Here is a 23,480-nt window from a genome sequence, read left to right on the forward strand (position 1 = left end):
TCTCCTCGTTCGACTCCGTGGCAATCACTTTTAACCCTGCGCTAAGTGTAGCAGGCATCGAACAAGGAATATATCGTATTTATACGTCTATTTTTGGATACGTCTGTACGTAATCGAGTACGTAATCGGGGGATCAGCAGAGGTCATGTTCTTCCACATAGCGAGTGGCTGCAATGCGCGAAGCGATGGTGCTTGTTTCTCCACCTGCGGAGACCTGCGTCCTGCTGACCGAAATCTTGCTGTAGGCGCGGGTAAGATAGGTGTTGACGGTGCGCGGGCTGATTTGCAGCCTGCTGGCTATCTCGCGGTAGGTCAACCCCTCGGCGATCATGCAGAGCATCTGAACTTCGCGATGGGTAAGTCCATCGGGATATTTGGGCGGTGGAGGCGTGCCCACGACCGGCTGCAGGCGGGGAGCGACCAGCACCTGGGCGGGCGTCAACTGGCGCCCCTCGCTCCTGGCGGCAGCGAAGGCTCTTTTACCCAGTTGATGTTGCGCGTTCTCCAGCAGGCGAGTATATTCATCTCGTTCGGCGGGAAGCATTCCGGTTGAAATATCCATCCATTTCTCTACGGCTCCAAGCAGGCGCGCGACTTGCGCGGGTTGCCCCTCTGCTCCGGCAACCAGGGCCAGGCCGTAGAGGTTCCAGCCAATGCGCTCCTTGCTGTCCAACTCTATAGCATGAGAGAGCGCTTCACGATACCAGACTAAGGCCTGGGGGAAATTGCCCTGGCGAATGGCCGTGTATCCCAATGTATTGAGTACCTTATTGATAAGCAATTGATCGCCCAACTCGCGAGCAAGTTTGAGAGCATCCAGAGCATTACTGGCCAATGTTGGTTCTCCTTGCAAGGCGGAGAAGTAATCGAGATTATTCAGCGTGATCGCCATCAAATGTTTATCATTGAGCTCCCTGGCGAAGGAGAGGCTTTCACGGTTATAGGCGATGGCCTGCACGATGTCCGATTGGCGGGCAGCAATTTCACCCAGCGTACCTGAGATATAGGCGGCAAGGGAGCGGTCTCCCAACTTCTTCGCCAATGCCAGTCCCTCGGTGGCAGCATCGATGGCCTTCTTGAGGTATCCATCCTGCACATAATGCTGAGCTACCCTGCGCAACACATACGCCAGTTCCCACGGCAGGTGCTGATTGCGGCACAATTGCTCGCTTTCTTCAAGTAGGGCATGGGCAATTGCGAGAGTGCCTGGTACATGCATGAGCAGCCCTGACGTACTCAGAGCCAGGGCCAGGGTTCCGTGGTCAGCAATGGTCCGGCTCAGCTTTGCCGTCTGCTCTAAAAGGTTGCGTGCCTCATCATTATCATCCTGGTAATAAGCCAGGTCACCTGCTGCATAAAGCGCGCGGGCTCGCGCTGTCAAGGTTGAGGCGGCAGTGAGTTCGCTATCACTGATGGGGTCATCGAGTTTGACGAGAGAATAAGACGATCCGCCGGTGGCCGATAAATCGGCGGTGGGCGCGGTGAACCGGCCCCTACGCGGCGGAGCCGTAGGGTTTAATCCGGTATCTGAAGCGGGGCTTAGGGATAAGACTGTTTGTAGCCAGCGCCGGCCCTCGCTCCAATAGCCATACAGGCGCCAGAAGCGGCCCAACGCGGCGCAGAAACGCAGCGCCAGCCCTTCCTCTTTATTAGTAATGAACCAGTCAAGGGTCGCGCGCAGATTTTCCACCTCCCGCTCTAATTTCTCCAGCCAGCTCGCCTGTTGCTCGTCTTTCAAATGCGGCTCGGCCTCTTCAACTAACCGCAAATAATATGCGGCATGGGCTCGGCGTGTCGCTTCATATTCACCGTTCTCTTTGAGCCGTTCCAGGGCATAGTCGCGAATTGTCTCCAGCAGGTACAGGCGGCCCTCACCTTTCTGCTCTGTAGGCCGCAAGAGGCTCTTATTGAGTAGGGATTCTACGTGCTTCCAGATATCTAATGATTCCCCATCCAACGCCTCACACACCGCTTCCACCGCTTCCAGGGCGCAGCTGCCCGCGAAAACAGAAAAGCGGCGGAAAAGACGCTGTTCGCTAGCGCTAAGGGAGTGATAACTCCAGCCAATCGTGTTTTGTAACGAATGCTGGCGATCGCTGCTATCCTTCTCCACATCAACCAGGATATGATCTATCGTGGTGCGTGGATGCTGCTTCAGGCGCTCCAGGAGTCCCTGGGGTGATAGTGAGCCGATGCGCGCTGCCGCCAATTCAATGGCCAGCGGCAACTTATCCAGGCGCTCACAAATTTCAATAATCGCGGGTCGATTCGCAGCGGTGATCTCAAATGTGCTGCGCGCGGCCCGCGCTCGTTGTCCGAAAAGTGCGACTGCCGCATTCTGTGCCAGCGTATCCAGTTCCAGCAGCACAAACCGCGCTTCATCGTCGCGTTGAGCAAGTCCCGGCAGGCGCGTGCGGCTGGTGACGATCATTTTAAGATAGGGACAGGCCGCCAGGAGTTCAACAAGCTGGTCTGATGCTTCCAGTACCTGTTCGAAGTTGTCGAGGAGCAGGAGAAACCGCTTCTGCTTTAATGCTGCTTTGATGCGCTCGAGTAAAGGCGTATCGCTGTGTTCGCGAATGCCGAGTTCCCTGGCAATAGCCGGCACGGCCAGCAGCGGGTCATGAATGGCGGTAAGCGCAACAAAGCAGGTGCCATCCACAAAGTGTTCTCGCGTCTCCATCGCGGCGTGCAGCGCGAGGTGCGTTTTGCCGATACCGCCAGGGCCTGTAAGCGTTATAAGCCTGGTACGCGGCCCCCGCAGTAGCGCGCTTACTTTCGCGAGTGGGATGTCCCGCCCGACCAGCGACCTGGCCGGTTCGGGTACGTTCCACATTGGCTCGGACAGTTCGATGGTTCCCGGATCGGCAGGAGTCAGCCAGACCCGCTCTATGGTTGCGATAATCTGGTTATAGAGCGAGGGTTCTCGTGCCTGGCGAGCATCGATAACTATGCCCGGCTCCCCGTAGTTTTCAGGCAGGCAATCCTCAAGTGACTCACCCTCGATCCATACTTCGCATACCGGGCGTTTGAAATGCCTGGCCAGGTTGCGCGAATGCCGGACATGCGTCGATCCCTTACTATGTGGCGAAACAATGACCAGCACGAGTTGAACGGCGCGAATCGCCTCTTCCAGGATACCACTTTTATGATGCGCCGATTGCCGTTTGACCAGCCCGCTGCTCCACACCGTGATGTCGCGCATCGCCAGTTCCTGCTTGAGTGAGACGACAAATTTGCGTTCAGCATCCGCGTAAGCCGATGAAAGAAAGACAACCCGCGCTCCACCTGCTGCCAGCGAAGATGCACTCGTATCATCGAACCCCAGCTCGGTCGCCGTCTTATTGAAAACGCGGCAAAGCTTCTGACGATAGTACAGACCGGGAATCACAATCCCACGTTCCCACCGGCTCACCGTCTCAAATGTCGTGCCCACTTCCTCTGCCAGTTGAGCCTGCGTCCATCCTTTTTCCAGGCGTGCGCGTATCAGCCGTTCATTCGGTACATGCTCTTGATAGTCCATAGGATTTCCCCCTTCTTGCCTTCCCTATTCCACAGGGGCACCCGTCCCTTGACCCCGGCACATCACTACAAGCCGGGTGAGCGGTCTACCGAATCCATCTGAAAGCCATATGGGAAAAACACACGCTACCAGCGTTCAGACTTACGGATGAAGGTATGGTCATTCACTTATGAATATCGCTTGTACCTTCAACGCTTTATATGTGATATGCTTGAGCATATCAAAAGTATTTGCATCAAGAAGTATACAAGCTGCACAGTACAAGATTTCGCGGAACTTGTCAAGAACATGTCAAACCATGTCCTGTAAACAAGCACCGCCCGGCCTGGAGGGCCAGTGCCCGGTGCCTGTCCTCTTCAGGGCCAGTAAATAAAAAGAAACAGGAGAACGTAGAGCAATGGATAGCCTTAGCAAGGAGGAACGTTTTGCCTATGTAGAACCTTCTCCGCAGCCTCCAGCCTTGAGCGAGAGCCTGCTTGATTTTGGCTCTCTACTCCAGGGAAGTTCAAAGACGCTCCAACAAGTAATTACCAATACCACCACAAAGCCCATGATCTGGCTGGCCGAGGCTAGCGGTGCCGCGTGGTTGATACTGGAGCCAGATCATGGCGTCCTCCAACCAGGAGAGCGGCAATCCATTCGTATCACCGCCAATGCCCGCTTCCTTACCCCTGGAGGGCATACCGTTACACTCACATTTTCTTCGGAAGGAGACAACAGTTCCATGAGCAGTAGCATGACAGGCAAGGTTTCAGTCGCCAAAGACGAAAACGCAGCGCAGGCCTCTCCCACAGTGGCACCACTTCCCTTGCAAGTGGGGCTCAACTTCGGTGGCTTGACTCCGGACAGCACCAAAACCTTGATGCTGGCGATTAACAACCCCGATGATCGCCAGGTAAAATGGGATGTTCAAATCGGGGTAGGTAAATCAGGACTGGGCATGAGGAAGAAGATAGAACACAGGATCAGCGCGTCCAGTGTTGAGGAGGCATTCGATATCAATGCGGCTCACGGGGTGACGGTTAGCGCAAGCAGTGGCCTTCTTCCACCGCATAAGTCGACGTATATCGATGTCACGGTCAATACGGCGCAGTTAGCTGTGGGCTATTCCTATATGACCGATCTGACCCTGACCTCGAGTATTGATGGCGCTTCGACATCTATAGAGGTTCCCATCGACTTCTACGTCAGTTACGTCTATTACGATGATGGTGGCCCAAAACCCCCACCATTCGTCCCGCCAAACATCATCATTACCATTGAGCCAGGTCAGGATCATGGACAATCCGCCCTGACCATCCCCAACGACAATAACAAAAGAATTGATTGGGAGATCGTTTCTGATGCAGCCTGGTTAGTGCCGGACCTGCTTTCTGGCACCATCGAGCCACGCCAGGTCGCTTCCGTGAAGTTGGTCGCGGACAGGAAACGGCTGGCCGCGGACTACTCTACCGACCTGCATCTCACGCTCAATTGGCATCCCACCAATGGCCACGCTACAGCGTTGATGATCCCCGTCACCGTAGAACCGCTATAGACCGATCCATTCCTGATAATCCGGCAACCGGTCGATCAATCGCCCCCGCGCCGCAGGCGCGTAGGGGCCGATTGATCGCGCCCAGCGCCGATTCATCGGCCTCGTGTCCATTGCCGATTATTTTGTCAAACACCATAAATGCATGCGCTACCGGCACGAGTTAGATAATACAAATACTTCTCCACAAGAGGCGACGCACCGGGCGAATTGTAGCTCATCCAGGTGGAAAAAGGAATCCAAACATGAATACGGAAATAGTGCCAGCTTGTGAACGATTACGCCATACGTTATTACCAACTGGACGATTTATGACCAGGGAATAACAGCCGCACCGGATGGCTCATTCTGGTTTACTGAGAACGGAGCTAATAGAATTGGCCATATGACCGATGGAATTATTCGGGAATTTATTCTCCCTACACCATTGAGCTACCCGATCACTATTGTTGCCGCGGTAGATGGTTCGGCGTGGTTTACTGAGTGCAGCGAAGAATCTCTCACCCACTTATGGGGAATCACCCTTGACTTTTAACAAGCGAGCGGTTATACTTATTTACGTAGCTCGCTTGCTTCATTGCGCTGCCCCTGCTACAGCAAAAAACTCCGCTCCGTCGACCTTCGTATGTTTTATCCGTCCGCTCCATTTCCCCACCCAGGAGGTTAGTCCCCCGATGAAAGATCTTAACGATCTCAATCCACCCGATTTCACTGCTCCCAACTTCTCCGTGCCCGATCTCAGCATGACCGATCTGGCCATGCCGGATTTCAGTGTGCCGGACGTACGACGCCCCGATCCTTCACTGCCGGACCTCACCATGCCCCTGGTCCCGCGAGACCTTGATCGGCCCGCCGTCGATGAACCCGACCCGGCCTCACCCGATTTGACCATGCCGGATATTCCAGGCGCCCTCGACACCATTCCCGGTGGACTCGTTTTACCCAACGTTGACAGCCATCATGCGCCGGGCGCGTACCCGCCTGCCATGCCGCCACGTTCGGAGGTGATCATGGACGAACGACCGGGAGAGCTTGCCGGCCCGGCGCTCGCGACCCTGCTACATAGTCCAGATATGCAGCAATTACCGCCGGACCTCACTCCTGAATCGCTCTATACGCGTGCGCAGGACATGACCTCGCGACTCAGGCGGCTGGGCAGGTTGGAACTGGGCCTGGAAGATGAAGAGAGGAAACAGCTATGAATGGCCTGGCCGTTTCTCCCGAACCTTCTGTACAGGCTATTCGCGTGGAAGGCCACATCTGCGAAGGGCAGCAATTCGACCAGGGGAACAAGCGTCGCGATGTGCGCGTGACCATCATTCGAGGCGGTGCCAGCATCAATGGCTATTACTACAATGAGGATGCCCTGCGCGCGATTGCCAATCTGGTGGAAGACGCCCAGGCCTACGTCGATCATGCCGGTGCCGGTACTGATAGCCAGGTGCGTTCGGTACGTGACATGGTCGGTTTTTACACCTCCCCGGTCTACATCCCTCCCGATGGCTCTGCGCGGCATGGCCGCGTCGATGCGACGCTCCACATTTTAGAGTCCGCCGACTGGTTGTGGAGCATGGTACGCGAGGCCTGTTCGTTGGGGCATCCCGAACTTATCGGCCTCTCGATTGACATCTACGGTACCTGGCAGTTTCGTAACGGCCAGCAGGAGGCAGGCATCTCTGCCTCCTCAAAGCTGGCAGCACAGCCGTTGAAAGAGGTCACGCGCGTGCTGTCTCTCAATTCCTGCGATATTGTGACCCGCCCCAGCGCTGGAGGGGCTTTCCAGCACATATTACAGAGTATAACTACACCGTCTACCTCACAACCTGTTACCTCTGAAGGAGCCATTCTCATGAACGAACTACAGGACATCACTGCTACTGTAGCACCAGACAACGCGATAGGCACACAGAATACAGACCGCTCTATCGCATCCTCAACCGGCGTGCAGCCGGATACCTCCTCGTCCAATTCCATCGAACACACACAAGCCGTCGATTCCGGTGTCGCGGAACACGTTCTGGAGCAACAGTCTCGTTCCTTGCTCGAAGAACTCCGCCTGGAGCGCGCGCAACTGGCACTGGAAAGGCGCCTTCTTGAATCCATCCTTCCCGAGCCGGTCAAAGCGCAGATTCGCTCGCGCTACGCGGGCCGCATCTTTGAGATGGCCGAATTGGAGCGCGACCTGTCGCTGAATCGCCAGATGATTGCCGAGCTTGCCGCATCAGGCCTGATTCGCGGCCACAATTACGAAAAGCCTGAAATTGGCAGCCAGATAACCGAGGCCGAAAAGATTCAGGCCGCTTTTGACCGCATGTTTGACCTGGATATCGACCCGAAATTTGGTAATATCCGCCCATTCGCCAGCATTCGCGAAGCCTATGCGCGTGTGACCGGCGATGCCAGCATCGCCTGCTTCAGCGACCGCTCGCAGCTCGGCCAGATTCAGATATCTGAGAGCGCCCCCATCATGCGCATCTCAGAAGCCGACACCACCACCGCCTCATTCTCCTACCTGCTCGGCACCTCCATGAACAAGCGCCTGCTCAAAGATTACCAGGCCTGGCCCGCCGAATGGCAGCGATTCGTCACTATTACACCGATCAAGGACTTCAAGCAGCAGACCCGCGTGCGGCTGGGTGCCTTCGGTTCGCTTTCGACCGTTGCCGAAGATACGCCCTATACCACCATCTCACTGACCGACTCCGCCGCCACCTACGTCCCCACCAAACGTGGCAACCTGGTGACGGTCTCGCGCGAGGCCATTATCAACGATGACCTGTTCGCCATCAAGCAGATTCCCACGAAGCTGGCGGTAGCGGCGGCCTACACGCTGGCAGAATTTGTATATGCTTTCCTCTCGGCCAACCCGACCATCTATGATGGCAGCGCCCTTTTCACCTCCGGCGCTCCCCATAACAATCTGGGTTCCTCAGCGCTTTCGACCTCTGCCATGCAGTCCGGCGTCACGGCCATGCGCGAGCAGACGAACTTCGCCGGCAAGCGCCTGGGATTGCGCCCCAGTTTCCTGATCGTCCCTCCCGAACTGGAATGGACGGCCATGGTTGCCACCAAATCGGCAGGCGTTCCGGGCAGCAACAACAACGACATCAACCCCATGATGGGCTATGTCACCCCTATCATCAGCCCGCAGCTTACGAACACCTCGCAATGGTTCTTCGCCGCCGACCCCCGTGTAGTCGACACCATCGAAATCGGTTTTGTGGGCGGCCAGGTCAACCCCGCGCTCTTCGTGCAAGATATGCCCCTCTATGGGCTGAATTTCACGCAGGACGTCATCTCTTAACGTCAGGAGCTTCGGAGAGTAATCTCCGTCGAAGAACCGCTCTGAATTCGGTGAAAGCCCCAACTGAAATAAGTGGGTGACGCCGGGCCAAGGCAGCTCATCAAGAGCTATCCGGGTGTAACGACTAAGCGAGCGGCCCCTCGCAAGAGGGTGATGCCATAGTCTGACCTCTACAGGAATGTAGAGAGGTCCGCAGAAATGACGGACCCCACTCGCAAGAGTGAGTAACAACAGTGTACAAAGTGCGGCACGAATATGGCGGGGCGGTCGTAGATTTCCGCGGCCTCTACCGGGGCATCTAGTAGAGGTGGAATATGACCGGTTACATAGGCAACGACGGCTCGGCACTGGCCGGGGGACTCAATCCCTCCGGCCAGGTGCAGGGGCTATCCGTTGATACTACGGGCAAGCTCAACGTCAATGCGTCGGTATCCAGCGGGCCGACGAACATCACACAGATCAATGGTTCTCCGGTGGGCCGCACAAATGGCCTGCCGGTGAGCGGCGATAATGGTTCCTCCGTCGTGGTTTTGCCGCTTGAGGCCTTGAATAATCTGCTCAAGGCCAGCCTGTATGGCAAAGTCACCAACCCCGGCGATACGCCCATTTTGCTCGACTCGTCGGGTCGCTTGCAGACGGCGAACTATATCAATGGGCAGGCCGTGGGCGTCGCAACCCCTTATCCAAGCGCCGACCAGTCCCGCTACGCCGCCGTGCAGGACAAGGCTTTTATCGCCAACTATGGCCGCCTGTCGGTCGCAACCCAGACTACCAGCGGCTATCCACTGTCGATCTTCAACCCCGCCGCCAGCGGTAAAGATATCGTCATCTACAGCATACGTGTGGAGTTGAACGGTGCCGCCGGAGAATTTCGCCTGGCACTGACAACCTCAGACCCGGCCTATCCCAACGCGGCAACATTGATCAATCTGAAAGCAGGCAGCGCCACCACCAGCGTTGCCAGTGTCACCTATGATACTGCCGTTCACGTGATGCCCACCACCTACCTGGACGACGCGCAGATTCAGAACAACACGCCATTTGAGTTCATCCCCGCCGGCTCGGGGATCTACCTGCCAAAGGGATCCGCTAATGGCCTCACGGTCTGGAGCGCGCCAGGCGGCAGTGGCACATCTATCGTAGCCCTGCGCTACTTTGAGTATTAACGTTTGCGACAACAGAAAGGAAAAAAGACATGTTAGACCTCGCGGAACTTACATGGGGCCGCTATAACTCCGGGCAGATTGCCCCCGCGGGCAGCTACCTCAACCTTCGCACGCTCTGCATTTTTCAGCAGGCATCCGATGGCACCATGCCTGCTGATGGCACCTTCTTCCGTGTTGACCCATCCGGCACGCAGACCTTTGCCAATATCGCCACCACCGTCAACAGCGTGCTTGGCACCAGCTATACCGCCGCCAGCTTCCATGCCTGCGCGGGTGGCGATAATGAGACTTCGCCCGGGCAGGCCAGCGACGACGCGTAGTCGATAGGGAACAGGAGCTTCTCGTGATCATCAAACGTGGCATCATCCAGGCGTTCTCCGCCAGTACCTATACCGCCTCGGTACTGCTGTTCGAAGCGACCTCCACATTCCTCACCGGCGTTCCCATATCCAATGCCATCGATGGCACCTCCGGGCTGGCCGGTGCGCTATGCGCTGTCCTCTTCTTCGACGAACAGAATCCGCAGGACGCTGTGGTGATTGCCACGTTTCCTAATGGCGGTTCTGGCCTGCCATCACCGTCGCCCGGCAGAGTCGTATTCGTCCCTGGCTACCGCCAGATCAACGCCGCTGTTATTGCCGCCAATACAACCCAGACCTTTACGCTGACAGGCGGCAGCAGCGGCATCCCATCCGGCGCCCTCGGTGTCATCTACAAAGCCTACTTCACCAGCCCCACCGTTGGTGCATCCATTCAATTGCTGCCACACGGGGCATCCGATCACAATGCCTATGCCGCGATTGGCAATATCCAGGTAGCCAATCAATATGCCAATGGCGGCGGACTGCTGCAGGTCGATACCAACGGCCAGATCGACATCACCGCGAACCAGGGAGCCGCCACCGTTACCTTATACACGCATGGTTATGTGATGTGACCAGTTTGGCCGATGATGAATTTTTACCAGCAAAATCGGTAAGCACCCCTCAGGGCATGTCATTCTGAGTGAAACGAAGAATCCGTGTCCAGCGCGCCGGAGCTTCTTCCCCGTTCGCTCCGCTCAGGGCTTCGGCTTCTCTCGCTCAGCATGACACGAGCGGGGCGGCTCGGATGACCGTTTTGGTTGGTTAAATCCATCATCGGCCCCATAGTCCTGCTCATTCGTCAAAAATCAATACACTTCATCCAGGGAGCATACCACAATGCTGCTTTCCGACATCGAAACCGCCGTTCGCCAGGACCTCTTCGACCCCGCAGGCGGCCCGAACCAGCGCTGGCAGAACTCCGACATCGACCGCGCCATCGATAAGGCCGTCGACCGTTACAGCCAGTACTACCCCAATATTGCCTTCGCCGATTTGCATACGCAGCCTTTTCAGCGCACCTATCCCTATCCCCAGTCCTGGAACTCCTCGTATCCCGTCTGGTGGATCGAGCGCATCCTGTATCCCTTGCAGGTCTATGGCAGCTACTTCGCGCCCCCACCTGCCGGTATGACCGCTTCCGCCGTCGCCGGTAGCGGGCTGGGTATTGGCAGCTACTCCTACACCGTCACCTTTCTTTCGCAGGGCGGCGAAACCACTCCCTCGCCGCTCGCCAGCGTCACCACCACTAGCGGCAATCAGCAGGTCAATCTCGCCTCCATTCCTCTGGGTCCTGCCAACACCTCCACGCCCGGCGTCGCCACCAATATCGTCATTGGCCGCAACCTCTATCGCTCCCTCGCCGGCGGCCTCGTCCTCTACCTGCTCGCGACACTACCCGATAACACCACTACCACCTATACCGATGCCGCGCCCGATAGTGCTCTTGCAGACAAACCCTCGCCGCCTGCCGTCAATACCAGCGGCGTTATGCTCTGGCCGCCATTCGAGCGTGATTTTGCTGAATACTCCAACATCTTCGACAGCACCGCCGCGCTCGCTGCCGGCGGCAATCTCGGCGCGCAGGGCAACATCGGTAGTGGCAGCAGCCCGGAGAGTTCCATTGCCCCCAGCTTTACCCTCAAGCTCTCCTCCGCTGAACTCCCACAGGATGCCACTTCCGTCATTCGCGTCTTCTATGCCACCAAACACCAGCTCGATGCCAGCGGCTCGACCATCCCCGAAGTCCACCGCGACATCATCGTTCTCGGCGCCTCCGCCTATGCTATGGAAGCCTACCAGGTTCCCACCAACGACAACTTCGATTTCCAGGATGGCGCATTGCGTGACCGTGTCGATGATACCCAGATTCCAACGGCCTGGCTCACCGCCGCTCAATCCAAAATGCAGCAATTCGAAGCTCGCCTGCAAGAGATCAAGAACCAGCGCGACTTCACAGTCAGCAGTCGCGTACACTGGGGAGATATTGCCGCCCGTTATGAACGCCTCTAATCGCTCGTCCCGTAGGGGCCAGGTTGATCGCGCCCCAGTCGTACAAAGGAGCACCCATGCTGAATTTCATCTCCATCTTAAACCTCTGCGTCACCTTTGGACTGACCGCGGGTGGCATCGTCGCGTTCCGCCATGGTTTCAACCGCGCCGCCAACGAGATTCAAGACCGTGTTATCAAAGCCTTGCAGAGCGAAATCGGTTCGCTGCAAGATCGCATCGTCGCCCTGGAAAAAGAGAACACCCGCTTGAGCCATGTTATCATGACCATTCGCGCGGCCTTGAAGCGGCGCGGACTGCACATCACCATTGATGGCGACCTCGTCAGCATCCATGACCGCTCCGGCAACCTGACGCAGACATCGCGTATTCGCGGCAGCCAGCCTCCCTCTGGCGGCGATGATCCCGATATGGAGGCCTGAAACCATGCCCACCATTGGTCAGGACTGTGAAATCATCCTCGACGGCACCGGCTACTTCATCAAACCCGGCACCTACAAGATGAAGCAGCCGCGCGTGCGTAAAGCCACCGTGCGCGCCGACGGGGGCGAATCCTACGTCGATCTGGGACCCGGCAAGCGCGTCTGGAGCATGATCATCCTTTGCTTGAACGACCTGGTCAAGTACGACGGCACCCCAACCGGCATTTCTGGGCAGCAATATCGTGATGCCCTGCGTTCCAGCTATCTCAACTCCACCGGCACCATTCTCCAATTCACCGATCCCCTCAATAGTACTGCCATCGCAACCCACTTCGATAGTTACGCCGAACAGGTCTACGATCTGCATATCCAGCAAGTCTCCCTCTCCACCGGCGGCGCGCCCGCGCTCTCCTACGAGGTAGCAATAGAGCTGGTCGAGGCGTAGAAACCAGGGCGATTGCAAGGGTTCGTCCTGACTTCTGGGGGCCACCTGGCGCGCTCTTGCGCTTGCTCTGGTACCATTTACCCCCTTGCTTGACACTAATCTCATCATCTCCTACACTTCAGGCAAGGGGATTTCAAAAGGCGACCGGGTGTGTCGCTTCCGTATCTTTTTTGCCAATCGTACTGAATGAGGGACATTCGCATGCAAAGTTGGTCGAGTCTGACAACAGGTTTCGCTACTCTCGCAAACAGTGGCCTGGCCCGTGTATTTGATAACCACAGCATACTGGCGGATTCTGGAACGAATGCCGGTAGTTTTTCACCGCTTGTAGTGGGAATAGCCCTGCTGCTTATCCTGGCGATCATTGGCGCCGGAATAGTCTATGTCAGGCGTAAACAGAGCGCATCCTGGGAAGAACCCGTCAACCAGGGAAGTGCTGCCTTTTCCGGCGCGCATCTACCCTATGGTCAAAACTATGGAAATACTCTGGGAAGCGCGCAGCAAGAATCCTGGCCGTGGGCAAAAAAAGCGGAGCTACCGGCCGGCTATAACCCCACGACTCCTATTCCCGAAATGCTCAGAACGCCGTCCCTCCCTGACACACCCGTGCCTGCAATGCCAGCAATACCGGTCTACAATGCCGTTCCCACAATACCTGTACAGGAAATGCCGGACATTCGTAGGAGCGACCACGAGCGCGATCAATCGGCCCTCTACCGGTCATCCGCTGGCCTAAACCCACTCGAGGAGCAGACTTCCGGCGTGAGATCGTCCTCTGATCAGCTTATAGGCGTGAGGTTGTCCACCGACCAGGCTCCGGTGACCCCTCTTCCTCAAGTACCGGTAACTCCATCGACCCCAACGCAGAATGCTGTACAGCAGGCATCAATGCCTGTGTTGGATGCGGAATTAGAGGCCATCATGCGGCAGGTCCAGGTGGGTTTGTTTGCTCTACCAAAGCAGCACAGAAGACAAGAAGATCTGTAGGGGCGTACCCTTGTGGTCGCCCTTAAGAAAAAACACTTTGAGGTCGCCCGGAGCGCCTGAACCAAATCCATACGAGGAGTGCTAATGCTATGCACGGAGTCCCCTCTTCTTCGCGTACCAGAATTGCCATGGTAGCGCTTTCTTTGCTGTTGCTGCTTGTTTCAATCGCCGGCGTTGTCCTGGTAACCCGGCAAGCCAATGCCATGGGCGCTTATTCAACGGGGTCATCATCAAACAACGTGTACGCTCCTTTCCTCAATGCTACTGGAACAGTAGTATCTACGGACACGCCCTCGCCAACACCAACTTCAACTAATACCCCATCTCCAACAGCGACAGACACTCCCACTCCGACCGATACCCCCTCACCGACGCCAACGAATACCCCATCTCCTACTCCGACGCCGACCAAAACTCCATCACCAACACCAACGAAGGCTCCCTCGCCGACGCCGACCGGCACTCCCTCGTCTTCTCCGACTGCCACGGCAACCCCCAGGGCAACTGCAACTGCGCACGCGACACCTGGAGCAACCGCGACAACCAGGGCAACTGCCACGGTGAACGCCGGCCAGGGGAACGGCCAAAACTCGACACCAACCAGTATCTCAACGACCACGTCTACTTCTACCGGCGATAACCAGAATGATGTGTCCTCAAGTGCGCAGGACCCTGCATCTCATCTCGTTGATGTATTTGCGGGTATTGTATGTACTGTGGCCTTTCTCTTCCTGCTGTTTCTTGGCTGGCGGCAACTGCGCAAGCACTTACTGCCGCCGGCGCCCGCGAAGTTGCCTCCCAGCGGCGCTCCTCCCTGGAGTCGCGAACGACCAATTTCTCCCTGGGAACAGGCGAAAAACGTCCAGGGAGCCACTCAAGGCCCCACCGTCCCTCATCAGTATACGGGACTTGTGAATCCACCAGTAATGCCGGCTACGCATACTTCCCAGGGATGGTCTGCTCCCCAGCCGGAGAATCCTTACCCCGGTTATCCTGGCTACCCTGGCCACCCTGGCTATAACTCGCCGCAGTTCTCCTCTGGCAGCAAAGTGCCTCATGTGTATCCAGAAACTCCTACGGCGACTGTGAGCCAGGCTTCCTCCAGTGGCAGCTTTTTGCCGGTAATCGATCAGGGTTCCTTGCCCGTCACCGGTGAATTTCCCTCGCTATCGCGTGCAACCGGCCCGGAAAAAGCGGTCCGTCTCAAACGCTCGACACGCCTGGTACCGATAGACAACCATCAGACCAGTGGCGCGCTGTCCGTTATCCCATCGGCCTCAAATAGGCAACAGGCCGGTCGTATCGACGATCAGGTCCTCGACCTCAACGACCCTTACCTGCAAGAAATGATCCGGCAGTACAGCGATAAAGGCAAGGCCATGAGGCAGCAACCAGGTCAGTAGGGATAGCGCCTGTTCGCGCCGGGTTGGTAGGCTGGTGGGGACAAATGCCTGCCCTGTAATCCGGCGCAATTGCCGCAAAGCGTCAGGTATGGTACCATGTTGTAGGGACAGTATCTTGTGCCTGTCCTGCAACCCTCATTGCAATCACTAAAAGGAGCATGTGTATTCCTATGCCTGGCGAGAGTCAATCACAGCATTTGCGTACCGTCTGGTGGGAAGAGGACGCGGATGGCGAAGCAGTTTGTATGATCGATCAATCGCTGCTGCCGCAGCAGGCAGTCATTCTCAGGCTGGCACATGAAGAGCAGGTTGCTGAGGCTATTAAGACATTAAAGGTGCGTGGCGCCCCCGCAATCGGTGTAGCCGCCGCCTTTGGCATTGCCCTTTCCCTCTATCGCTTGCTGCGCGAGCAAGGTGAAGACCTGGCACAATTTGAAGTGAGGGCGCACCTGCAAGGCGCCGGTGAGATGCTGCGCCGCACCCGTCCCACTGCCGTCAACCTTGCCTGGGCCATTGACCGCATGCTGCGTCGAGCAAATAGTGCGATGAATGAGAGTATTGCTCCTCGCGAACTGGCGCAGTTATTGCGCGACGAAGCTCAGGCCATCGCCGATGAAGATTTCGACGCCTGCATGAAAATGGGATATTATGGAGCGGAACTCATAGCCGATGGCGATACCCTGTTGACACACTGTAACGCCGGTTCGCTCGCGACTGCCGGGTGGGGAACTGCTCTGGCACCCATGTATGTAGCGCATCACTCCGGTAAAAAAATACACGTCTTCGTTGATGAAACGCGGCCTGTGCTGCAGGGGGCGCGCCTCACAGCCTGGGAATTGCAACAGGAGGGCATTCCCCTGACATTGATTACCGATAACATGGCCGGGCATTTCATGCGCACCGCCGGAATCAAAGCGGTCTTCGTCGGGGCTGACCGCATTGCCGCCAATGGCGATGTCGCCAACAAAATAGGCACGTACAGCGTCGCGGTGCTGGCGAAAGCTCATTCCATCCCATTCTATGTGCTGGCGCCGCGTTCGACCATCGACCTGAGCCTTGCATCCGGTGAAGAGATTCCCATCGAGCAGCGCAATCCCGAAGAAGTCACGAGTATACGGGGAACTATGATCGCGCCGCCTGGCATACACGCGGCCAATCCCGCATTTGATGTCACACCGCATACCTACGTGACGGCCATTATCACCGAAGCTGGAATTGCGCGACCGCCATATGAGGCATCGCTGCGCCAGCTCTGTTCCGGCTATCATAACATTGATAATCCTGGTAGTGACGCCACGCCAGTTTAAATAGCTTCTGATCGAGCCTGCAGGCTCGCATTTCAAAGTATCGAAAGGGAGGACGGAGGAGTGTCCATTCTAGTTGTTGGTTCGGTCGCTCTGGATACGGTCGAAACGCCATTTGCCAGGGTCGAAGAAACGCTTGGCGGAGCTGCATCCTATTTTACCACAGCAGCTTCGCTGTATAACCAGGTCAACCTGGTGGCAATAGTGGGGAGTGATTTTCCGCAAGAACACATCGATTTCTGGCATACGCGCCCGGTGAGCCTGGCAGGTCTCCAGGTGAAAGAGGGAAGAACCTTCCGCTGGACCGCGCGCTATCATATGGATATGAATACACGCGATACGCTCGACACGCAGCTAGGCGTCTATGAAGGGTTCCATCCCATTATTCCAGAAGAGTACCGCCGCAGCGAACTGCTGTTCCTGGCCAATATCCAGCCGGAATTGCAGCTGGAAGTGCTGGAGCAGGTTCTCCAACCACGCCTCACGGTGCTTGATACTATGGAACTATGGATCATGACCGCGCACCAGCAGCTTAGCGAAGTCATCAAGCGGGTGGATATCCTTTTGATGAGCGAGGAAGAAATACGGCAGTATACGCAATGTCCCAGCATTGTTACAGGCGTGCGGCAACTCCTGAAAATGGGTCTGAAGTACGTGGTGGTGAAGCAGGGTAGTTATGGAGCACGGCTTTTTGGCGCTGATGGCACCTTTTTCAGCGCCCCTACCTATCCCCTGGAAGAGGTCATCGACCCGACCGGCGCGGGCGATGCATTTGCCGGTGGCTTCCTTGGCTATCTTTCGCTTGTAGAGCCACAGCCTGATGGTAGTTATGCCGTCGCCGATTTAAAACGCGCCGTCGTCCACGGCAACATCATCGGCTCCTACGTCTGTGAAGATTTCAGCATGCAACGCTTGCGCGCCCTGGCTATGGATGACATTGCCGAACGCTACCGCGCGCTTGTCATGTGCTCGCACTTCGACCCCAATTGGAAGCCGTAGGACCCTGATGATTCTTCAGAAGTTCGACGGAGATTCTTCGCTTCGCTCAGAATGACATGCCAGGGCATGTCATTCTGAGCGAAGCGAAGAATCCCCCGCTCTCATATGTAAATGAGGCGGCACCCGCTAAAAAAGTGATACTATATCAAACAGTAAAAATGGAATACAGAAAAAACCTTCTGTGTATCAGGAAAGGAAAACATACTCCATGACAACTTCAATGAGAGGTGATGTCAAAGACATCTCACTTGCGCCACGCGGCAAAGATCGGATTGAATGGGCTGCCAAGGAAATGCCCGTTCTCCGCCTTATTCGCGAGCGATTTGCGAAGGACCAGCCCCTGAAAGGCGTGCGCATGTCGGGTTGCCTGCATATCACCACCGAGACGGCTAACCTCGCCATCACCTTGAAAGCTGGCGGAGCCGACCTCAACCTGTGCGCATCCAATCCGCTCTCTACGCAGGACGATGTGGCTGCCGCGCTGATCAGCGAATACGGCATCCCTACATTTGCAATCAAGGGCGAGGATGAACAGACCTACTATCGCCACATCAACTCCGTGCTTGATCACAAACCTAATATGACGATGGACGATGGCTGCGACCTCGTTTCAACGCTGCACACCACGCGCACCGAACTCATCCCGGCCATCATCGGTGGTATGGAAGAAACAACCACGGGCGTCATTCGCCTGCGCAGTATGGAAAGAGATGGCGTGCTGCGCTTCCCCGTCCTGGCGGTCAACGAATCGGATACCAAGCATTTATTTGATAATCGCTATGGGACCGGTCAGAGTTCGATTGATGCCATAGTTCGCTCTACCAATATCCTGCTCGCCGGTCGTACCATCGTCGTCTTCGGTTATGGCTGGTGCGGTCGCGGCGTTGCCTCGCGCGCGCATGGCATGGGAGGGAACGTTATCGTCACCGAGGTCAATCCTATTCGCGCCCTGGAAGCTGTCATGGATGGATATCGCGTCATGCCGGGCGTCGAAGCCGCCGAGGTTGGAGACATCTTCATCACCGTGACCGGCGATGTCAACGTCATAGACCGCCCCCACCTGGAGCGCATGAAAAACGGCGCCATTATCGCCAACTCCGGCCATTTTAACGATGAGATCAACATCCCGGCATTGGAATCGCTCTCGGTCAAAAAGCGCCGCGTGCGTGATTTCGTCGACGAGTACACCTATGCCGACGGGAGACAGGTACACCTGCTGGCAGAAGGTCGCCTCGTCAACCTCTCGGCAGCCGAGGGCCATCCGGCCAGCGTCATGGACATGAGCTTTGCCAATCAAGCCCTGGGAGCCGAGTACATGCTGCTCCACGCGAAAGAGATGCAGTCGCGTGTCTACACCCTGCCTGCCACGATCGACGAAGAAATCGCCAGCCTCAAGCTCAAAGCCATGGGAGTACGCATCGATACCCTCACCCCCGAACAGGATGCCTACCTCAATTCGTGGGAATCCGGCACCTAGTAGGGACAGCGGCTGGCCCTGCCCTGATCCGGGTCCCAGGGCAGGAACCAGCCACTTTCCCTGCGTGAAAACTTGACATTCTGCTTCCTCCCTCGTTATACTTTAGAAGTAAAGAAATCCTTCGTGGATGCCGCGAACGTAAACAAAGAAATATCGAGGATACACTTCAATGTATCCTTGAAGCTCTCATCAAGAGAGGTGGAGGGAAACGGCCCGATGAAGCCCGGCAACCCGCCTGCCTGGTCGCAGGAAGGGTGCCAATTCCGGCGGAACGCAATCCGCGAGATGAGGGGCATATGCAACAAAGCTAAAACCCCTGCATTTCAGGGGTTTTTTTCATACTCTGATCGTTTCCACAAAATAAGCCTGGTTGACATAAAATATAATGAATGAAGTCTGCTGAATGAAATGTAGGGGCCGATTGATCGTGCCCACCGCCGATTGATCGGCCAAAGGAGAACAAATGAGCAATTTTATGAAAAGTCCGAAATCGTTTTTCACGAGCGAATCGGTCACTGAGGGGCACCCCGACAAGCTCTGCGACCAGATTTCGGATGCCGTCCTCGATGCAATTCTGGCCCAGGACCCCATGGCCCGTGTCGCCTGCGAAACTGCTACCACCACAGGTCTCGTGCTTGTCGCCGGTGAAATCACCACCACCGCCTGGATCGACATGCCAGCCGTCGTGCGCAAAACGATTGAGCAGGTTGGCTATGTCAGCGCCGATTATGGCTTTGACTATCGCACGTGTGGAGTTGTTACCTCTATCGGCAAGCAGTCGCCAGATATTGATCTGGGAGTCAGCCGCTCAATGGAGGCCAAAACGGGCATCGCTGTCCTGAGCGATAGCGAATTGGAGAGCATCGGCGCGGGCGACCAGGGCATGATGATCGGTTTCGCCTGCAACGAGACCCCGGAGTACATGCCCATGCCTATCAGCCTGGCCCACAAACTCACCCGCCAGCTCTCGCGCGTGCGTCGCAAATCGTGGGAGGGCACCGGCCCCATGGCCTATCTACGGCCCGACGGGAAAAGCCAGGTCACCATTCAGTACGAATATGGTCGCCCCGTTCGCGTCGATACTGTCGTCGTCTCTACTCAGCACGCGGATTACGTCGATAAGGACCAGATTCGCTCCGATGTCATCGACTATATTATCAAGCCGACCATTCCCGCGCACTTACTTGATAGCAACACCAAATTTTTTGTCAATCCCACAGGCCGTTTCGTCACCGGTGGTCCCATGGGCGATGCCGGATTAACCGGGCGCAAAATCATCGTTGATACCTATGGCGGCATGGCGCGGCATGGTGGTGGCGCCTTTAGCGGCAAGGACCCGACCAAAGTTGATCGGTCAGCATCCTACGCGGTACGTCACATCGCCAAAAATGTCGTCGCCGCCGGGCTTGCGGATCGCGTGGAATTGCAGGTCGCCTATGCCATCGGCGTAGCTCGCCCGCTTTCGCTCTTTATCGACACATTCGGCACCGGCAAGGTTTCGGACGAAGAAATCGTGCGCCTCATCAATGAACACTTTGATCTACGGCCCGCCGGTATCATTCAATCCTTGAACCTGCGCCGGCCCATTTACCAGCCTACCGCGGCATTCGGCCACTTCGGTCGTACAGACCTCGATCTTCCCTGGGAAGCTCTCGACAAGGTTCCTATGCTGCGCAAAGGCGTGGGCGCCAGCGTAGAAACCAGTGACCAGGCCGCGATGACAGAAGGGGAAATGATGGATGTCGATTGAATCAGAACAGGATTTACAGGCCCTTTTACGTATCGGAAAAATCGTTGGCCTCACCTTACAGGAGATGCAAAAAAGCGTTCGACCGGGAATAACCACCGGCGAGCTTGACCAGATTGGAGCGGCCTTCCTTAAAAGCCACGGTGCCCGTTCCGCCCCACCAATGGTCTATGGCTTTCCGGGCACCGCCTGCATCTCACTGAACGATGAAGCAGCCCACGGTATTCCGGGTGATCGGGTTGTTGAAGCGGGCGACCTCGTAAAGATTGATGTCACTGCTGAACTGGATGGCTATTACGCCGATGCAGCGGTCACCGTCGCAGTTCCCCCGGTATCACCGCTCAAGAGCCGTTTAGTTGCCTGCGCGAAAGCCGCGCTTGATAAAGGCATTCTCGCGGCCCAGGCTGGTAAGCCGATCAACGCCATCGGTCGCACCGTCGAACTGGAAGTCCAGCATCGCAAGTTCTCCGTCATACGCGAACTCTGCGGGCATGGCGTCGGCAGAACCATTCACGAGGAGCCGCGCGTCATTCCAAGCTACTACTCTCCACAGTTTTCGCAGCGCCTGACCGAAGGCCTCGTACTCGCCATCGAGCCACACATCTCCGCCAAAGCCGCGCGTATTCAGGACTCGGTGGACGGCTGGACGCTGAAGACCAACAACGGCACGCCCGTCGCGAACTATGAACATACTGTCGTAGTCACAAAAGGCAAGCCGCTCGTGGTTACAGCTATCTAATGCGGATTACAAGAGGCACAAGCACCGGTGAAATCGCTTGTGTCTCTTTTTATTTGCTTTCCATTTCTCAAAAGGTATCTTCTGACCTCTCCAGGGTGCAAATCTTGTCATAAACACGTATAATAAAGCCAGCAGATACGAATCGTCTAACTAGCTCATGTGCCAGATAGAAGGAGCATAACGCCATGGACTTCACGCTCAATGAAGAGCAATTGGCAATTCGCGATACCTGTCGCGAGTTCGCGCAACAAGAGATCAAACCGCGCGCGGAAGAAATGGACCGCACCGGCGCGTTCCCCTACGACATTATTCGCCAGATGGGACAGTTAGGGCTGCTAGGACTGCCGTTCCCCGAAGAATATGGTGGCGCGGGCGCTGATTTCCTCTCCTACTGCCTCGCTATCGAGGAAATCTCGCGCGGGGATGTTTCGGTCGGCATTACCATGGAGGCTCATACCTCGCTGGGTTCGACCCCTTTTTACCTGTTCGGCACCGAAGAACAGAAGCAGCGGTACCTGGTACCACTGGCCCGCGGCGAAAAGCTCTGGGCCTTCGGTCTCACCGAGCCAGAAGCAGGCTCCGATTCGGGTGGCACGCAGACACGGGCCGTCCTGCGCGATGGGAACTGGCATATCAATGGTGCCAAAGCCTTTATCACCAATGCCGGGACAGATATGACGGGCGGCGTCACCATCACGGCCGTCACCGGTACGCGCCCCGACGGTCGCAAAGAGATCACCAACTTTATCATACCCAAAGGTACGCCTGGCTACATCATTGGCCAGCCCTACAAAAAAATGGGTTGGAAAGCCTCTGATACACGCCCACTCACCTTCGAAGATTGCGTCGTACCTGAAGAAAACATGCTGGGCCAGCGTGGAGAAGGCTTCAAGCACTTCATGCATATCCTCGATGCCGGGCGTATCGCCATTGCCGCGCTCTCGGTGGGTCTCGCCCAGGCCTGCCTCGATGAAGCGCTGAGCTATGCTAAAGTACGCAAGCAGTTTGGCAAACCCATCAGTTCATTCCAGGCTATCCAGTTTAAACTCGCCGATATGGATACAGAAATAGAACTCGCTCGTTTAATGTACTATAAGGCCGCGTGGTTGCATATGCAGGGCAAACCTTTCCGGCGAGAAGCAGCGATAGCCAAACTCTTCGCCTCGGAAACGGCCAAGCGCGCCGCGGACCAGGCGGTGCAAATTCATGGCGGCTACGGCTTCATGGATGAATTTCCGGTCTCGCGCTACTGGCGCAGCGTCAAAATCAACGAAATTGGTGAAGGCACCAGCGAGGTGCAGCGTATGGTGATCGCGAAACACCTGGGCATCTAACAATCTTCTATAGGGAGAGTGCCTGGTGCCTATCCTCGTTGGGGTCGCAGGATTTCCCTGGCCGTTCGTCAAAATTCATGAGAGGAGAGACAATATGGATATCACTCCTGGATCGGCAGTTCCAGGCCATGTTCACAGTGAGAGGCGTACCCCCTTGCTTGAGGGGATGCACCTCAAGTTCCCCACGTTCAAACACCACCATCCGGCTGTCATCAATGTGAATGAGGTCGTCGATGAACAGTTAACGGCGGGGCAGAAGATCGCTGACACTGTGGCCTCAACCGTTGGCAGCTGGCGCTTTATCATAATTCAAAGCTGTATCCTGGCCATCTGGCTGGCTTTGAACATCACCGGAATAGTCTATCGTTGGGATCCCTATCCTTTCATACTCTTGAACCTGGCTCTATCGTTTCAAGCCGCATACGCAGCTCCGTTTGTGATGATGTCTCAGAATCGCCAGGCTGAAAAAGATCGCCTGACCGCCCAAAACGACTACATTTGTGATACTAAAGGCGAAGAAGAAATCCGTCATATCATGGAGCATCTGGATCACCAGGATGATTTGATCCTCCAGATTGTGAAACGCCTGGAAGAGCAGCATATGGAGATGCGGGAGCAGCTGGCTCGCCTGGATCCGGCCCTGGTGAAACGCCTGGCAACTGAGGTGCAGCAGGTTATAAAAGAGCAAGAAGGGTAATAAAAAGGGGCGCTTCTTAGCGCCCTA

The 23,480-nt window shown here is 56.2% G+C and carries 20 protein-coding genes and 1 riboswitch; of the genes, 18 read left to right on the plus strand and 2 right to left on the minus strand.

Annotated elements, in window-relative coordinates:
* Positions 1-133 precede the first annotated feature (133 nt).
* Positions 134-3,523, minus strand: a complete 3,390-nt coding sequence (locus VFA09_21980; GenBank protein ID HZU69955.1) for a helix-turn-helix domain-containing protein — start codon at positions 3,521-3,523, stop codon at positions 134-136.
* A 397-nt stretch (positions 3,524-3,920) separates the two neighbouring features.
* Here VFA09_21980 and VFA09_21985 point away from each other — a divergent pair, with 397 nt between their 5' ends.
* A complete protein-coding gene (locus VFA09_21985) occupies positions 3,921-5,060 on the plus strand; it encodes a hypothetical protein (protein ID HZU69956.1) in 1,140 nt (379 codons plus the stop codon).
* Here VFA09_21985 and VFA09_21990 read toward each other — a convergent pair.
* The gene (locus VFA09_21990) at positions 5,041-5,196 is read right to left on the minus strand and encodes a hypothetical protein (protein HZU69957.1); all 156 of its coding nucleotides are present in this window, start codon (positions 5,194-5,196) and stop codon (positions 5,041-5,043) included. The genes VFA09_21985 and VFA09_21990 overlap by 20 nt on opposite strands.
* Before the next feature lie 535 nt (positions 5,197-5,731).
* Here VFA09_21990 and VFA09_21995 point away from each other — a divergent pair.
* The 17 genes from VFA09_21995 to VFA09_22075 all read left to right on the plus strand — a co-directional run bounded on the left by VFA09_21995 (position 5,732) and on the right by VFA09_22075 (position 23,453).
* Positions 5,732-6,259, plus strand: coding sequence for a hypothetical protein (locus tag VFA09_21995; protein ID HZU69958.1), 528 nt, complete (start codon positions 5,732-5,734; stop codon positions 6,257-6,259).
* On the plus strand, positions 6,256-8,361 hold the full coding sequence (locus VFA09_22000) for a hypothetical protein (protein HZU69959.1): 2,106 nt from the start codon (positions 6,256-6,258) through the stop codon (positions 8,359-8,361). Before VFA09_21995 ends, VFA09_22000 begins: the two co-directional genes overlap by 4 nt.
* A gap of 314 nt (positions 8,362-8,675) precedes the next feature.
* Positions 8,676-9,527 carry a hypothetical protein gene (locus VFA09_22005; GenBank protein ID HZU69960.1) on the plus strand — a complete coding sequence of 284 codons (852 nt, stop codon included), beginning with the start codon at positions 8,676-8,678 and terminating at the stop codon, positions 9,525-9,527.
* A 29-nt stretch (positions 9,528-9,556) separates the two neighbouring features.
* On the plus strand, positions 9,557-9,847 hold the full coding sequence (locus VFA09_22010; protein HZU69961.1) for a hypothetical protein: 291 nt from the start codon (positions 9,557-9,559) through the stop codon (positions 9,845-9,847).
* Between the two features lie 23 nt (positions 9,848-9,870).
* On the plus strand, positions 9,871-10,464 hold the full coding sequence (locus tag VFA09_22015) for a hypothetical protein (protein ID HZU69962.1): 594 nt from the start codon (positions 9,871-9,873) through the stop codon (positions 10,462-10,464).
* A 265-nt stretch (positions 10,465-10,729) separates the two neighbouring features.
* Positions 10,730-11,902: a hypothetical protein gene (locus tag VFA09_22020; GenBank protein ID HZU69963.1), complete on the plus strand. Its 1,173-nt coding sequence runs from the start codon at positions 10,730-10,732 to the stop codon at positions 11,900-11,902.
* Between the two features lie 56 nt (positions 11,903-11,958).
* The gene (locus VFA09_22025) at positions 11,959-12,321 is read left to right on the plus strand and encodes a hypothetical protein (protein ID HZU69964.1); all 363 of its coding nucleotides are present in this window, start codon (positions 11,959-11,961) and stop codon (positions 12,319-12,321) included.
* A gap of 4 nt (positions 12,322-12,325) precedes the next feature.
* A complete protein-coding gene (locus VFA09_22030) occupies positions 12,326-12,766 on the plus strand; it encodes a hypothetical protein (GenBank protein ID HZU69965.1) in 441 nt (146 codons plus the stop codon).
* Positions 12,767-12,967: 201 nt separating this feature from the next.
* Entirely contained in the window at positions 12,968-13,753 is a 786-nt protein-coding gene (locus VFA09_22035) for a hypothetical protein (GenBank protein ID HZU69966.1), read from the plus strand.
* An 89-nt stretch (positions 13,754-13,842) separates the two neighbouring features.
* Entirely contained in the window at positions 13,843-15,156 is a 1,314-nt protein-coding gene (locus VFA09_22040) for a hypothetical protein (GenBank protein ID HZU69967.1), read from the plus strand.
* A 170-nt stretch (positions 15,157-15,326) separates the two neighbouring features.
* Entirely contained in the window at positions 15,327-16,463 is a 1,137-nt protein-coding gene (mtnA, locus tag VFA09_22045; protein ID HZU69968.1) for an S-methyl-5-thioribose-1-phosphate isomerase, read from the plus strand.
* Between the two features lie 60 nt (positions 16,464-16,523).
* Positions 16,524-17,459, plus strand: a complete 936-nt coding sequence (locus VFA09_22050; protein HZU69969.1) for a PfkB family carbohydrate kinase — start codon at positions 16,524-16,526, stop codon at positions 17,457-17,459.
* A gap of 208 nt (positions 17,460-17,667) precedes the next feature.
* Complete coding sequence (ahcY, locus tag VFA09_22055; GenBank protein ID HZU69970.1) at positions 17,668-18,936, plus strand: adenosylhomocysteinase; 1,269 nt, start codon at positions 17,668-17,670, stop codon at positions 18,934-18,936.
* Positions 18,937-19,119: 183 nt separating this feature from the next.
* Positions 19,120-19,228, plus strand: a riboswitch (SAM riboswitch).
* Positions 19,229-19,399: 171 nt separating this feature from the next.
* A complete protein-coding gene (gene metK, locus VFA09_22060) occupies positions 19,400-20,686 on the plus strand; it encodes a methionine adenosyltransferase (protein HZU69971.1) in 1,287 nt (428 codons plus the stop codon).
* The gene (map, locus tag VFA09_22065; GenBank protein ID HZU69972.1) at positions 20,676-21,422 is read left to right on the plus strand and encodes a type I methionyl aminopeptidase; all 747 of its coding nucleotides are present in this window, start codon (positions 20,676-20,678) and stop codon (positions 21,420-21,422) included. Before metK ends, map begins: the two co-directional genes overlap by 11 nt.
* 185 nt (positions 21,423-21,607) lie before the next feature.
* Positions 21,608-22,756: an acyl-CoA dehydrogenase gene (locus VFA09_22070; protein ID HZU69973.1), complete on the plus strand. Its 1,149-nt coding sequence runs from the start codon at positions 21,608-21,610 to the stop codon at positions 22,754-22,756.
* Between the two features lie 94 nt (positions 22,757-22,850).
* Complete coding sequence (locus VFA09_22075; GenBank protein HZU69974.1) at positions 22,851-23,453, plus strand: DUF1003 domain-containing protein; 603 nt, start codon at positions 22,851-22,853, stop codon at positions 23,451-23,453.
* Positions 23,454-23,480: the final 27 nt, after the last annotated feature.

The organism is Ktedonobacteraceae bacterium (assembly GCA_035653615.1).
GTDB lineage: Bacteria > Chloroflexota > Ktedonobacteria > Ktedonobacterales > Ktedonobacteraceae > DASRBN01.